The 16,553-nt window shown below is 68.5% G+C and carries 4 protein-coding genes (1 of these 4 cut by a window edge); all 4 read right to left on the reverse strand.

Annotated features, from left to right (window positions below):
- A protein-coding gene (locus tag NN4_RS26970; RefSeq protein WP_147137138.1) for a non-ribosomal peptide synthetase crosses the window boundary here: on the reverse strand, nt 1-15,266 show its 5' portion. 2,956 nt of this gene lie to the left of the window's left edge; the window shows 15,266 of its 18,222 coding nt (coding positions 1-15,266); its start codon is at nt 15,264-15,266; its stop codon lies off the left edge, out of view.
- 64 nt (nt 15,267-15,330) lie between these two features.
- Entirely contained in the window at nt 15,331-15,741 is a 411-nt protein-coding gene (locus tag NN4_RS26975; RefSeq protein WP_147137141.1) for a 3-hydroxyacyl-ACP dehydratase FabZ family protein, read from the reverse strand.
- On the reverse strand, nt 15,738-16,091 hold the full coding sequence (locus NN4_RS26980) for an ApeI family dehydratase (protein ID WP_147137143.1): 354 nt from the start codon (nt 16,089-16,091) through the stop codon (nt 15,738-15,740). Before NN4_RS26980 ends, NN4_RS26975 begins: the two co-directional genes overlap by 4 nt.
- The coding region (locus NN4_RS45200; protein WP_222595174.1) for a beta-ketoacyl-[acyl-carrier-protein] synthase family protein at nt 16,067-16,553 on the reverse strand (487 nt) is incomplete at its 5' end. The genes NN4_RS26980 and NN4_RS45200, both read right to left, overlap by 25 nt.

Here is a 16,553-nt window from a genome sequence, read left to right on the forward strand (position 1 = left end):
TGCTGGACCGGCACACCCGCCACGTCCGGGAACACCGTGCGCAACGCCTCGTGCCGACCGACCACGTCGGCCACCGCGGCCCGCAACGCCGACACATCCAGTGCACCGGTCAACCGCAGCGCGCTCGGCATGTTGTAGGTCGCCGACCGCCCCTCCAGCTGATGCAGGAACCACAACCGCTGCTGCGCGAACGACAACGGCACCTGCGCGGGCCGCCGCACCGCCACCACCGCGGGACGTACGCGCGCGCCATCGTCGAGCCGCGGCACCAGTTCGGCGACCGTGGGAACCTCGAAGAGCTGCCGAATCGGCACCTCCACCCCGAGTACCGTCCGGATCCGGCTGACCAATCGGGTCGCCAGCAGCGAATGCCCGCCCAGATCGAAGAAGCTGTCATCGATACCCACCTGCGCGAGGCCGAGCACCTCGGCGAACAGCTCCGCCAGCGCCTGTTCGCGTTCGTCACGCGGGGCCCGATACTCGGCCGTCGACACGAACTCCGGATCCGGCAGCGCCCGCCGATCCAGCTTGCCGCTCGCGGTCAACGGCACCGCGTCCAGCACCACTACCACTGCGGGAACCATGAACTCCGGCAACCGATCCGCCACGAGCCGGCGCACATCGGCGCTCAGCAGACCGGCCCGCGGATTGTTGGCATATCTGTCGGCATCCTGCACCGCCGTTGCCCGATAGACGTCGGTCAGGTGTTTGCCGTGCATGATCGAGGGATCGGCGAACACCACGTCCATACCGTCGGCCCGCTCCGCCGACCAGGTCACCGCGGTGCGTAAACCCAGCCGCTCACCCAGCCGGTACAGGTCTTCGGGCAGCAGCGCATCCGTCGGCTTTTCGCGACCGAGCAGGCCAGGCCGCGCAGGCACCGGCTGACCGGCTCGAATCCGTTGCGCGGCAATGACTTCTTCCACCAGCCCGACGTGCGGAATGCCGATGACGCGAAGGCGGTCGACTTGTTCGGTCCGCAGTCGGTGTTCGACAGCGTCGAGGTCGGTGTACCGGACGCTCGGGGCGTCGGTGAACGAGACTGCGGGGGCCGGAGTTCGGCGCAACACGACGTCGTAGCGGTAGCGGGTCAACTCGTTGACGGCGAGCCCGCGTTTGAGTTCGACAGCGACCGCGCCGATTTCGGGGAGTCCCCCGGCCAGCGCGTGGAAGTACTCCGGGGCGAGCAGCAGTTCCTGCTCGGCGGAGATGGCTCTGCGCACCCGCTCCCTGACGGCGGCGGGGTCGTCCCCACCGCCCTGCGCGAGTTGCACTCCGATGGTGAATTCCTCGAGCATCGTCAGATTGCGGACGTCACCGACGAAAACGGCTCCGCCGGGCGCCAACAGCGGCAACACCTGCTCGATGACGCGGCGGAGATACCCCGGCCCCGGGAAGTACTGGACGACAGAGTTGAGGATGACGGTGTCGAAGTGGCCTTCGGGCAGTCCCGTGACATCGTCGGCGGCGCGGGCGCTCAGCACGACCCGCGCCCGCCACGGTTGCCCCGACTCGCGCAATCGCGTATCCAGCGCCCGCACCGTCGCGCCCGACAGATCGGTCGCCCAGTACTCCTGGCTGTCCGGCGCCAACTGCGACAGCAGCAGACCGGAGCCGACACCGATCTCGAGCACCCGCCCGATCCCCAGCTGCCGGATCCGGTCGACCGTCGCCGAACGCCATTCCCGCATCTGCTCGAGTGCGATCGGCGACCCGGAATAGCTACTGTGCCAACCGCTGAAGTCCGCACCGAACTCCACCACGGTTGCCGCGGCGGTCTCCTGCTCGGCCCCGGAGTACAGGTCGTCGTATACCCGACGCCACTGCTCGACGAGTTCCCCCTCGCCGGTCTCGTCGCCGGTGTGGTCGAGCACGACGTACCCGACCAGTTGTTTGCCGAGGCCACCGGCCAGCTCTCGCGCGTCAACCACGGCTTGTGACACCGAAGGATGCTGCACCAGAACGGATTCGACCTCGCCGGTCTCGACCCGGAAACCGCGGATCTTGACCTGATCATCGACCCGGCCGACGAACTCGAGCACACCGGAGCGAGTCCACCGCACCACATCACCCGTGCGATACAGCCGCCCGCCGGTCGCGCCGAACGGGTCGGCGACGAACCGGCTCGCCGTCAACCCCGGCCGATCGTGATATCCGCGCGCCAATTGCGGACCGGCAACATACAACTCACCAGGAACACCGGCGGGCACCGGCTGCAACAAGCTGTCCAGCACGAACACTCGCGTATTCCCCACCGGCTCGCCGATCGGCACCGCGCCGGGGACATCCGTACCCGACAACCGGAAAACAGCCGCCAGCACTGTTGTTTCGGTAGGCCCGTAACCGTTGACGATCCGGACGTCCGGGATCAGCGCGCGCGTGCGCTCGACCACGGTCTCGGTAAGCGGTTCTCCGGCGAAGACGATGGTGTCGGCGGTGATCGTGGTGTCGGTGTGGTTCAGCACTTCCGCGAACGCGGAAGGCACGGTGCTGATGACGCCGCCCGCCCACGCGCCCCGCTCGGCCAGCACCAGGACGTCGCGCACTACTTCCAGGCTGCCGCCGCCGGCCAGAACCGCGAAGATCTCCAGCACCGAGACGTCGAAGGCGGTCGAGGTACTGGCCAGCACCCGAGACGACGTCAATTCGCCTATCGCCGCGACGATTCCGGCGATACCGCTGACCACGTTATGGTGCGTGACAGCAACGCCTTTGGGGATCCCGGTGGATCCGGAGGTATAGATCAGGTAGGCCAGGTTGTCCGGCTGTAGCCGCGCCCGCCGATCGACCACGGTGAGATCGCCTGTCCCGTAAGTGTGGTACGTGTCGGGTTCGTCCAAGAACAGTGACGGCACGGCGGTCTCGGGCAACAGCTCGACGGTGGCGTGGTCGGTCATCACCAGCACCGGTGCGGCGTCGGCGAACATGAACGCCGACCGCTCCGACGGATAGTTCGGATCCACCGGTAGATACGCGCCACCGGCTTTGAGGACCGCCAGCAAGGCCACGATCAACTCCGCCGAGCGTGGCAGCGCCACCGCGACGACGCTGTCGGGGCGCACCCCACGCGCGATCAACACCCGTGCCAGCACATCCGCCCGAGCATGCAGGGCACCGTAGGTCAGCTCGACGCCCTCGAACACCACGGCCACGGCGTCCGGCGACACCCGCCTCCGAGTCTCCAGCAGCTCGACCACCGTGGCCGCGGCATCGACCTCGACCTGGGTGTCGTTCCAGGCGTGCAGGATTCGGCGGCGCTCGGCCGCGTCGAGCACGTCCACCGCCCCAACCGTGACAGCCGGATCGGTGGCGAGCTGATCCAGCACCCGCACGAATCGGGCCACCATCGACTCGACGGTTTCCCGGTCGAACAGGTCGGTCGCATACTCGACGAACCCGCTCCACCCGGCGATCCCCGGTGCGTCCGCGAGACTGAACAGCAGGTCGAACCGGGACGTGCCCGTCGGGACCGCGACACTCTCGATCCGCGGTTCGGACAGCCGCAGATCCGGCAATTCGTTGTTCTGGAAGGCGAACGACACCTGGAACAGCGGATGATGCGCGGGCGACCGCACCGGATGGAGCAGCTCCACCAGCAGCTCGAACGGCACATCCTGATGCTCGTAGGCCGCCAACGCCTTCCCCCGAACCTGGTGCAGCAGTTCGGTGAACGACAGGTGCGGGGTCACCGCGGTGCGCAGCACCCAGGTGTTGACGAAGAACCCGATCAGATCGGACAGCGCCGCATCGGTGCGACCGGCGATGGGTGTGCCGATCGGGATGTCCTCGCCTGCGCCGAGCCGATGCAGCAGCACACTCAGCGCGGCTTGCAACACCATCGAGGCCGTGGCGTCTTCCCGGCGCGCCCACCGTTCCACCAGGGTGCGAGTCCGGGCATCGATCGCCAACGCCACCATGTCGCCGCGATAGGAAGCCACCGGTGGACGCGGCCGATCCGTCGGCAACCGCAATACCGCGGGCAGGCCGGCCAACTCGCTACGCCAGTAGTCGAACTGCCGCGAAATCAACGACTCCGGATCCTGCCGATCCCCCAGCAACTCGTGCTGCCACAGCGTGTAATCCACGTACTGCACCGGCAACGGCACCCAGTCCGGAGCCGACCCCTGCGATCGAGCGGTGTAGGCGGTCACCAGATCCCGGAACAGCGGCGCAAGCGACCAGCCGTCCCCGGCAATATGGTGCACCAGCAGCGACATGACGAATTCTCCAGGTGCGCAACGGAACACACTCACCCGCACCGGAATCTCCGAGGCCAGATCGAACCCGTACCGCGCCGCCTGCACCAGCGCTGCCGTCACCTCCGCCGCATCGATGTCGTCGACCGACACCGGTACCGCGACCTGGTCGACCGCGAGCACCTGCTGCACCGGCACACCGCCGATCTCGGTGAACACCGTGCGCAAGCTCTCGTGGCGCGCCACCACGTCCTCGACCGCGGCGGTCAACGCGGTCACATCCACCGTGCCCGACAACCGCACACCCATCGGCATGTTGTAGGTCGCCGACGGCCCCTCGTACCGATACAGGAACCACAACCGCTGCTGCGCGAACGACAACGGCACCCGCTCCGGACGCGGCACCGCCACCACGGCGGGCCGCAGCCGGACCTCGATATCGAGATGCCCGGTCAGCTCCGCCGGTGTCGGCGCCTCGAACACCACCCGAATCGGCACCTCGACGCCGAGCACCGCCCGAACCCGGCTCACCAGCCGAGTCGCCAGCAGCGAATGCCCGCCGAGATCGAAGAAGTTGTCATCGATACCGACCCGCGCCACGCCGAGCACCTCGGCGTACAGATCCACCAGGGCCTTTTCCTGTTCGGTGCGCGGAGCCCGGTACTCGGCGGTGGACACGAACTCCGGATCCGGCAGTGCCGCCCGATCCACCTTCCCGCTGGCCGTCAACGGGAGCTGCTCGACGACCACCACCGCGGCCGGAACCATGAACTCCGGCAACCGGTCCGCCGCGAACCGCCGCAGCTCGGCCGGATCCGTACCGTCGGCGCGGTCGAGCTGCACATACCCGACCAGCTGCTTATCCGAGCCGACGGCCGACGCACGGGCATCGACCACCGCCTGCGACACCCCTGGATGCGCCAGCAGCACGGTTTCGATCTCGCCCGGTTCGACTCGATGCCCGCGGATCTTCACCTGATCATCCGCCCGGCCCACGAACTCCAGCACACCCGAAGACGTCCACCGCGCCAGATCACCGGTGCGATACAGGCGCGCACCGGCCGCGCCGAACGGATCGGCCACGAACCGCGCCGCCGTCAACCCCGGTCGGTCGTGATACCCGCGCGCCAATTGCGCACCGGCGACATACAACTCACCGGTCACCCCGGCTGGAACCGGGCACAACCCCGAATCCAGCACATAGGCCCGCAGATTCGCCAGTGGCGAGCCGATCGGCACCGACTCGTGCACTGCGACACCGGAAGCCACGGCGGAGGTCGCGAAGACCGTGGTTTCGGTGGGCCCGTACCCATTGACGACCTCGACATCGGGGCCGATGGCGCGCAGCGCGTGCACGGCCGCGGCGGAAAGCACAGCGCCACCGGTGATCAGATGTTGCAGGGTTTCGAACGGGTTGCCGCGCAGGGGCTGCGCGGACTCCACCAGCAAGGGCAACAGAGCCGGGGTCGCGAACATCCGTGTCACGCGCTCGGCCTGGATCAATCGCAGCATCTCCGCGGCGTCCGAACGATGCTGGCCGGCAAGGACCAACGTGCCACCGCAGGCCAAGGTCGGCCAGATCTCATAGGTGGAGCCGTCGAACGCCACTGTCGAGTGCACCAGGGTCCGAGCAGCAGACCCGAACGACCACGCTTGGCGGCAGAGGTTCACCACATTGCGGTGCGTGATGACGACACCTTTGGGGGTGCCGGTGGATCCGGAGGTGTACATGAGATACGCCGAGTTCCCGGGGCGCAGCGGCGCCGGCCGATCGGCGTCGGTGCGATCGGTTGCCGTGCAGGAACTGTAGGTGTCGGATTCGTCCACGAACAAACGTGGCACCGGAGTATCGGGAAGCAGATCGGCGGTCGCGCGGTCGGTGACCACCACGACCGGCGCGGCATCGGTGAACATGAATGCCAACCGCTCCGCCGGGTAGCTCGGATCCACCGGCAAGTACGCACCGCCGGCCTTCAGCACCGCCAGCAACGTGACGATCAACTCCGGCGACCGCGCAAGCGCCACCGCCACCACCCGGTCCGGCCGCACGCCGCGTGCGATCAGCGTCCGCGCCAGCACGTTCGCCCGAGCATGCAGCTCTCGGTGGGTGAGCTCGACACCCTCGAACACCACGGCCACCGCATCGGCGCGCGCCTGGGGTTCCAGCAGGCTCACCAGCGTGGCCCCGGCGTCCAGCTCGATCTCATTGTCGTTCCAGGCGTGCAGGATCCGCAGGCGCTCGGACTCGTCGAGCACCTCGACCGACGCGACTGCGCGGTCGGGGTCGGCCACCAGCAGATGGAGCAACCGCACGAACCGCGCCACGATCGACTCGACGGTCCCCCGATCGAACAGGTCCGTCGCGTACTCCACGACGCCGGTGAACCCGGCCCCACCCGGTAGCGCGTCGCTGCGGTCGTCCGCCCCGAGGGTGAACCCCAGGTCGAATCGAGCTGTGTCCGGTGCGACGAAGAAGGGCGTGACCTCGATGCCCGGGAGATCAACGGTCGGCAGTGCGTTGTTCTGGAAGGCCAGTGCGACTTGGAACAGCGGATGATGCGCAGGCGACCGCACCGGGTTCAACAGCTCGACCAGCAACTCGAATGGTGCGTCTTGATTCTCGTAGGCCGCCAGCGCTTTCCGCTTCACCTGAGCCAAGATCTCGGTGAACGAGGCGGTCGGCGTCAGGGTCGTGCGCAGTACCCAGGTGTTGACGAAGAAGCCGACCAGCTCCGACAACGCCTCATCGGTACGACCGGCGATCGGCGAGCCGATCGGAATATCCTGCCCCGCACCCAACTTCGACAGCAACACCGCCAACCCGGCCTGCAACACCATCGACACGGTGGTGTCCTCCCGGCGCGCCAGCTGCTCGACCAGCCCCCGGGTCCAGGCATCGATCCGCAACGGCACCGTGTCGCCACGGTAGGAGGCGACCCGAGGTCGCGGCCGATCGGTCGGCAGCTGCACCTGTTCGGGAATTCCCGCCAGTTCCCCGCGCCAGTACGCCAACTGCCGCGACAACAGACTGTCGGGATCGGACTCCGAGCCGAGCAACTCCTGCTGCCACAGCGTGTAATCCACGTACTGCACCGGCAACGATGACCACGCCGGCGCGGCCTCGCGCGATCGAGCGGTGTACGCGGACACCAGATCCCGGATCAGCGGTGCCAGCGACCAGCCGTCCCCGGCGATATGGTGCACCACCAGCAGCAAGACGAATTCCGTAGGCCCACAGCGGAACACGCTGACGCGCAGCGGAATCTCCGAGGCCAGGTCGAACCCGTATCGCGACGCCTCGGCCGCCCGGGTCCCGAGCTCGCCGCTCACTACCTCCGACACCAGCACCGGCACCGCGGCGGCATCGATATCGAGCACCTGCTGCACCGGGACCCCGTCGATCTCGGTGAACACCGTTCGCAGACTCTCGTGCCGCGCCACCACGTCCTCGACCGCCACGGTCAACGCGCGCACATCCAGCGCACCGGTCAACCGCACGCCCATGGGCATGTTGTAGGTCGCCGACGGCCCCTCGTACCGATACAGGAACCACAACCGCCGCTGCGCGAACGACAACGGCACCCGATCCGGACGCGGTCCCGCGACGAGCGCGGGCCGCACCCGCGCGCCGTCGTCCAGCCGGGTCACCAGCGCCGCCACGGTGGGCGCCTCGAACACCATCCGGATCGGCACCTCGACGCCGAGCACGCCGCGAACCCGGCTGACCAACCGGGTCGCCAGCAGCGAATGCCCGCCGAGGTCGAAGAAGTCGTCATCGATACCGACCCGCGCCAGGTCGAGCACCTCCCCGAACAGCTCGGCCAGCAGCTGCTCGCGGTCGTCCCGCGGGGCCCGGTACTCGGCCGTGGACACGAATTCCGGATCCGGCAGCGCTCGCCGATCCACCTTCCCGCTGACCAGCAACGGGAGCCCCTCGACGACCACCACCGCGGCCGGAACCATGAACTCCGGCAACCGATCCGCCACATACCGCCGCAGGCCTGCCGCATCGATGGCGTCGTCGCGAACACCGCTGTCGAGTACTACATAACCCACCAGTTGCTTGCCCGAGCCGCCGGCCAGTTCGCGCGCATCGACCAGTACCCGCGCCACCGCAGGGTGGGCGGCCAGCACCGCCTCGACCTCACCCGGCTCGACCCGATGCCCGCGGATCTTCACCTGATCGTCCACCCGGCCCACGAACTCGAGCAGCCCGGCCCGAGTCCACCGCGCCACGTCACCGGTCCAATACAGCCGCTCGCCGGGCGCACCGAACGGATCGGCGACGAACCGCGACGCCGTCAGACCCGGCCTGCCGTGATACCCCCGCGCCAACTGCGCCCCTGCCACATACAGCGCACCGGGCACCCCGACCGGCACCGGCCGCAACCAGCCGTCCAGCACGAACACGCGCGAATTGGCCACCGGTACCCCGATCGGCACCGAGCCGTCGAGTCGGCGTTCGCCGTTCGCCTCGTACTCGGTGCAGAACACCGTGGTCTCGGTCGGCCCGTATACCTGCACCACTGTCGTCGCCGGGGCCGAACGGGTCGCCCGATCGAACACCTCGGCGGAGACCGCTTCACCACCGGTCCGAATGTGCCCGAGGGTCGCGATCGTGTCGATGGAGTGGTCGACGAGAGCCTCGAACAACCGCGGGGTGAAGACCGCGGAGGTCACCCGCCGGTCGTGTATCAACGTGCTCAGACCGGCCACATCGCTGCGACCGGGTGGCGCGATCACCAGGTGCCCACCCAGCACCAACGGCTGCCAGATCTCGAAGCCCGACGAGTCGAAAGCGATGGACGCCTGGAACAGCGTGGTGGTCCGCGCACCGAGCTGCCGGTCCGGTCTCGTCCGGAACGCCACGATGTTGTGCTGGGTGACGGCAACACCTTTGGGGGTGCCGGTGGATCCGGAGGTGTAGATCAGATATGCCAGATTGTCCGGCCGCAGCGGCGCACTCCGGTCGGCAGCGGTGAGATCGCCTGCCGGATAAGCGTTGTAGGTCTCCGGTTCGTCCATGAACAGACGGGACACCACGGTATCCGGCAACGCGTCAGCGGTGGCGTGGTCGGTCACCACCACGACCGGTGCGGCATCGGCCAGCATGAACGCCAGCCGCTCCGCCGGGTAACCCGGATCCACCGGCAGATACGCACCACCGGCTTTGAGCACCGCCAGCAGTGCCACGATCAACTCCGGCGACCGGGAAAGTGCCACCGCCACAACACGGTCCGGTCCCACCCCACGCGCGACCAAGGCCCGCGCCAGCACATTCGCGCGAGCATGCAACTCGCGGTAGGACAGCTCGGCGTCCTCGAACACCATCGCCACCGCATCGCCGGACACCCGCGCCCGCGCCTCCAGCAGGCGCACCAAGGTGACCTCGGCGTCCTGGTCTACCGAGGTGTCGTTCCAGGCGTGCAGCACCCGGTGCCGCTCGGCCGCGTCCAGCGCGTCCACCGACCCGACCGTGGCGGCAGGATCGGTCGTCAGCAGCTGCAGCACCCGCACGAACCGTGCCGCCATGGACTGCACCGTTTCCCGGTCGAACAGGTCCGTCGCGTATTCGACGAACCCGGCCCACCCTGCGGTGCCCGGTGTGTCGGCGAGACTGAAGAACAGGTCGAATCGGGAGGTGCCGGTGGACACGAAGGCAGGGGTCGTCGCGGCACCGCCGAGATCCAGGGTCGGCCAGGTGTTGTTCTGGAAGGCGAGGCCGACCTGGAACAGCGGGTGATGAGCCGCCGATCGCGCCGGGTTCAACAGCTCGACCAGCAGCTCGAAGGGCAGCTCTTGATTGGCGTACGCGGCAAGGGCTTTGCCGCGCACCTGGCTCAGCACGTCGTCGAACGAGGCCGTCGGTTCGACCCTGGTCCGCAGGACCCAGCTGTTGATGAAGCAGCCGACCAGCTCGTCGAGTGCGTCATCGGTACGGCCCGCGATCGCGGAGCCGATCGAGACATCCTCGCCCGCACCGAGTTTGAACAGCAACACCGCCAAGGCCGCTTGCAGCACCATCGACGGCGTCGCACCTGCCGCACGGGCCAGTTCCGCCACCCGGCGCCGCGACTCCGCGCCGATGACGAGCTCGACGGCGTCACCGCGATAGGACAGCGCCCGTGGGCGCGGCCGGTCGGTGGGCAGTTGGATCAACTCCGGTAGACCGGCCAGTTCCGTACGCCAGTAATCGAATTGGGCGGCGCTGATACTGGCGGGATCGGCGGGGTCGCCCAGGTATTCGCGCTGCCACAGCGTGTAGTCGATGTATTGCACGGGTAGCGGTGGCCACCCCGGTGCGTGTCCGCTGTGCCGTGCCCGGTAGGCGGTGCCGAGATCGCGCAGCAGCGGCGCCAGCGACCAGCCGTCACCGGCGATGTGATGCAGCACCAACACCAGTACCTGGCTGTGCACCGACGACGTGGCGGTGTCGTGGCAGCGCAGCAGCGTGGCGCGCAGCGGGATGTCGGCGGACAGGTCGAACTCGTAGCGCACGGCCTCGGCGACCGTGGCGTCCAGCGCATCGGCGGGAATATCGGCCACCGACAGCGGCAGGGCTATCGCGTCGACATCCAGAACCTGCTGGGCGGCAACACCGTCGGCTTCGGTGAAGACGGTGCGCAGGCTTTCGTGCCTGGTGAGGAGATCGCCGATCGCGGCCGTCAGCGCGGCGGCGTCCGCCTCGCCGGACAATCGCAGTACCAGCGGGATGTTGTAGATGGTCGATGGTCCCTCGAGCTGGTGGATGAACCACAGTCGCTGCTGCGCGAACGACAGCGGCACCTGTTGCGGGCGCTGCGCCCGATGCAGGCGTGCGCGAACCGACTGTGCCCGAGCGAGTTCCGGGGCCAGCTTGACGACCGTCGGACTGTCGAACACCGTCCGGATCGGTATCTCGACACCCACCTCGGCGCGAATCCGGCTCACCAACCGGGTGGCCAGCAACGAATGCCCACCCAGCTCGAAGAACGAGTCGTCGATGCCGACCCGGCCTACTCCGAGCACCTCGGCGAACATCCCGGCCAAGAACTCTTCACGTTCGTCGCGCGGACCGCGGTAGCGTCCGGCGGTCGCGAACTGCGGCTCCGGCAGGGCGTTGCGGTCCAGTTTCCCGTTGGGCGTCAACGGAAAACGGTCGACGACCAGCACCGCGGCGGGCACCATGAACTCCGGCAGCCGGTCGGCGACGTGCCGGCGCAGGTCGGCGGCGAGCAGCCCGTTGTCCGGGGTGTTGGCGTAGCGGCTCGCTTCGCGCACCGGGCCGTCCGGCAGGTAGACGTCGGTGAGCAGTCTGTCGCCGAGCACCGACTCGTCGACGAATACGACATCCATGCGATCGGGCTGCGCCGACCAGGTCGCCGCGGTGACGAAGCCGTGCCGGGTACCGAGGACGTGGAAGTCCTCGGGCGACAACCCGGCACGGTCGCGCGGCACACCGACGATCCGCACACAGCCGCCGCGATGGGCGTGCAGCGGCAGCTCCAGCAGCCGCTCCGCACCGTGGTCACCGAACTCGAGCCGCGGCACGTCGCGCAACGACAACGGTTGCACGGGAGCCTTTCTCAGCACCACGTCGTAGCGGTACCTGGTCAGTTCGTTGACCGCACGCCCCCGCTTGCGCTGCACATCGACCGACCCGATGTCCGCGTGCTCACCAGCCACCGCGGCGAAATACTCCGGGGCCAGCAGCAATTCCTGCTCACCCCAGCGGCCGCCGCGCGCAGCCGCCACTTCGCCGCTGAACTCTTCGAGCAAGGTCAGATTCCGAATATCCCCCAGGAACACCGCGCCGCCCGGGGCGAGCAGCTCCATGGCGACGTCGATCACGCGCCGCAGATAACCGGGACTCGGGAAGTACTGCACGACCGAGTTCACGATGACAGTGTCGAAATAGCCCGGCGGCAGGTCGTCGACCGCGTCCGCAGCGCGCGCGTCCAACCGCACCCGCGCGGTCCACGGCGCGTCCAGCGCACGCAATCGCGCCAGCAGCGCCTCGATGGTGGCCCGCGACAGGTCGACACCCCAGTACTCCAGGCAGTCCGGCGCCAGCCGCGACAGCAGCAACCCGGACCCGACGCCGATCTCGAGCACCCGCCGCGGCTGCAGTGCCCGGATCCGGTCGACCGTGGCATCGCGCCATTCCCGCATCTCGTCGAGCGGGATCGGCAGGCCGGTGAAGCTGCTGTGCCAGCCGCTGAAATCCTCGCCGAACTCGAAAGTTGCCGGGCCCGAGTACAAGTCGTCGTATACCCGCTGCCACTGGTTGACCAGATCGGCTTCGGCAGGACCGGCCCGGTGGGCCGAGTCGTCGATGGTGACGTATCCGATCAGCTGTTTCCCGGCGTCGGAAGCACTTTCCCGGGGGATCACCACCGCCTGCGACACCGCGGGATGCGTCGCCAGCGCCGCCGCGACCTCGCCGGGCTCCACCCGGAAGCCACGGATCTTGACCTGGTCGTCGCCGCGGCCCAGGTATTCGAGCGCGCCGTCGCCGGTCCACCGCACCACATCGCCCGTGCGATACAGCCGCGCACCGGCCGCACCGAACGGATCGGCGACGAACCGCGCCGCCGTCGATCCCGCGCGCCCCAGATACCCGCGTGCCAATTGCGCACCGGCGACATACAACTCGCCCGCAACGCCCACCGGCACCGGACGCAACCAGCCGTCCAGCACGAACACCCGCAGACCCGCCAACGGAGCACCGATCGGACTGGCGGTCGACGTCGAGTGCCGCGCGGCCAATTCGACCTGGGTGACGTGCACGGTCGTCTCGGTGATCCCGTACATGTTGATCAGCGCCGGAGCGGCCGAATCCGCCCAGAAGGCGTGCCATTCGGTGAGCCGAGTCGGATCGAGGGCTTCGCCGCCGAAGACGACCATGCGCAGCCGTACGTCCGCCGGACCGCCGGTGGGCAGGGCGGCGGTCAGGGCGTAGAAGGCGGACGGCGTCTGATTGAGAATCGTGACCTGTGCTGCGATCAGGTGTTTCCACAGGTCGACGGGCGACCTGGTGTCCTCGCGGGACAGCACCACCAGCCGGCCGCCGTGGGTGAGTGCGCCCCAGATCTCCCATACCGAGAAGTCGAAGGCCTGCGAGTGGCACCACGCCCACACGTCGTCGTCGTCGAAATCGCACCAGGGGTCGGTGGCCGCGAACAATGCGGCGACATTGCCATGGGTGACGGCGACACCCTTGGGTGTGCCGGTCGACCCGGACGTGTAGATGACGTACGCCACATGCGACGGGTGCAGCGGGGCTCCGCGGTCCGTCGCAATGATCGGCGAATCATCCAGTGCCGCAAGCATTCCGACTGTCTCCGCGGCATCGGTGATCAGTGCCTGCGGCGCGGCGTCGCCTGCGATCGTGGCGGCCAGCGCACCGTCGGTGATGACCAGGACCGGCGCGGCATCGGTCAGCATGAAACCGATGCGGTCGGGCGAGTAGTCCGGGTCGATCGGCAGATAGGCGCCGCCCGCCTTCAGCACCGCGAGCAACGCGATGATCAGCTCGCTCGATCGCGGCAACGCCACCGCCACAAGGGATTCCGGGCCTACTCCGCGCTCGATCAACGCACGGGCCAGCCGGTTCGCGCGCCCGTGCACGGCACGGTAGGTCAGCTGGTCCGGACCCGACACCAGCGCCACCGCGTCCTGGGTGGCCGCCGCCTGTCGCTCGAGCAGGTCGATCAGCGTCGCCTCGGTGCGGGGGTGTTCGATTGCCGCACCGCCCCATTCGAGAATTCGGGCACGCTCGGCATCGCCGAGCAGCTGCACCGCACCGATCGGTGCGGAGAGATCCACCGCCGCCCGGTCCAGGTACGCCAGAATCGTGTTCAGGAACAAGTCGAGATCGTCGCCGGTGTAGTACCGCGAATTGGCTTCGATGGTCACGAAGCCATCGGCGGACAGCCCGGACGGATACTGGAAGAAGATCGACAGGTCACCGACGATGCCGGTGGACCCGATGCGCGGGGCCGCGGAGCCGACGGACGGCAGCATCTTGTCGGGATACGAGATGACATTGACCGAGGGCCCGAACGGATTTCGGCCGCTGTCGGGCAGACCGAGGTCGCGACGGATGTTCGTCAGACCGTAGCGGGAATGACGGCGCGCGGCACCGAGCCCCTCTTGGATCTGCGCGGCGACCGTGGCGAGCGAATCACCGAAACTCAGCTCGACCGAGACCGGGACCGAGTCGGCCAGCAAACAGGGCGTATTCTTCACGGCCCCACGGCGATTCGATACCGGGACCTGGAGGCAGAATCGGCTCCGGTGCGCCAGCGACCAGGACAGTGCGGCGCCCGTGGCAACGAGCAGGCAGGGCAGCGCCAATCGCTGCGAATACGCCGTCTTGGCAAGTTGTTCCAGCAGATGGGCCGGCACAGCGACCGTCATGGAAAGCCAGGTGCCTGGTGTGGCCGGATCACCGTTGCCCGGCAACACCAGCGGCTCGACAACGTCGGGCAGGTAATCGGTCCAGTAGTCCCGCGACTTGCCGCGCAGCACGGCGTCGAAACCGCGCTCGTGCTCGAGAATCTGTTGCTGACCGGCGAATTCGCTGGGCGGGATCGGTGCGCCGGACACCATGGCGGCGTAGACGTCCAGCACCCGCTGTGCCCAGATCATGACACTGAAGCCGTCCATGATCAGGTGGTGGAAGGAGGCGTACAGGTAGTGCCTGCCGGTATCGAGCCGCAGGACGTGCGCCCGCAGCAGCCGATCGTGTTCCGGATCGAACGCCGCGGCCGACTCGGTCGCCATGAACGCCGCGGCGGCGCGCTCGGCGTCGGCCTGCTGCGCGAAGTCGTGGTAGCCGATGGCCAATTCGTCGCCGTCGCGTTCGGCGAACCAGACCTGATCGCCGTCGCGCAGCACATTCACGCGCAGGGTCCGCGACTCGCGCCAGACCTGGCGCAGGGCGTCGTAGAGGACCTCCAGGTCGATCTCGGCCGTCAGGTCGACGTAGCCGAACTGGCTGCCGACCAGGCCGCGATCCAGGTCCTGGGCGAGCAGGAGTTCGCGCTGGGCTGCGGTCAGTTCGAACCGGGAACGGTCACGGCGCATGGTAGGTCCAATCCACAAGAATCGACATCGAAATCCGGAGTCGAGGGGGTGACGGGCGCCGCCGTCATCGGGTGCCGCCGCGCAGGCTGACCACCGCTTGGCCGATCTGCAGAATCGGTTCGCCCGCAACGGTGCTCACGCCCGCGCAGATGGCCGCACCGGCGGCGGCCTTCACGATGTCCACCCGATGCACCACGGTCTCCCCCGCGAACGCGGGACGGATGAGCCGGACGTCGTGCAGCCGACCGACCAGGAGTGCGGCGTCCGGGTCGTCGCTGCCCCAGCGGGCCAGCACCCCCGCCGCCTGCAGCCAGGACTCCAGGATCAGGTAGCACGGAAATTCGTCCGCGTACCAGGGGTCGTCCGCCTTGATCCGCAGGTAGCCGTGCAGGTTCTCGCCGGGCCGCACCTGCGCGACCCGATCGAGGAGCAGCAGCGGCCAGCGATGCGGGAGCAGTTCGATCGGTGTCGTCATGACGGCTCGTAATCCAGGACTATCCGGCAGTTTTCGCCGCGGTCGGTGCGCACGACGGCGGTCACCGTCGACCCGTCGCGGGACAATTGGACGGTCAGCCGATCCGCGGGCAACACGGCGTCGGTGAACTTCGCCGACGCGATCCGCACCAGAGCCGACGCCGCCATACCGCGGTCGCGGGCCGCGCGATCGGCCAGCTCGATCAGGCACACGCCCGGCACCACCGGGTGATCGGGAAAGTGACCGAGGAAGACCGCCGACTCGGCATCCACCGTGGTGGCCAGCACGGCCGGGGCGATCTCGAGGAACCGCCAGTCGAACGGGATCACCAGATTTGCAGCAGTGCGCACGCGACCCGTCCTTCGTCGTCGCTGGTCGTCACCAGCACGACCCGGCCCGGGTCGCCGGGGGTCACGAGCAGTTCCAGGATCTGGAAGCCCGCGGCGGCCGCCCGCGTGTCACCGAGCGCGTCCTGCCAGGCCGTCGCGAGCCGGACCTCGCCGAGCACATCGGCGATCGCCGACAGTTCCGCGCGACCGCGCGGCCCGATGCTCGGCGACGGCGCCACCGCCTGCACCTTCTCGGCGCTGACAGCGGTGCGATCCAACGCCCTGCCGATGCAGGCGGACAGGGCCGAGCGGACGTCACCGGCGTCGAGGTAGGCGCCGAACTCCACGGCGAGGACCTCGGCGAGCGGGTGGGCCGACGCCGACCCGGTCGCCGACTCGGCCGTTTCCAGTGCGAAGACGACGCAACCCTCACCGGCCGGACGACGCGCGCCGGGTTCGTCGCTCGCCGCGTCATAGGCGGCA

Source organism: Nocardia ninae NBRC 108245, assembly GCF_007990755.1.
GTDB classification, from domain to species: domain Bacteria; phylum Actinomycetota; class Actinomycetes; order Mycobacteriales; family Mycobacteriaceae; genus Nocardia; species Nocardia ninae.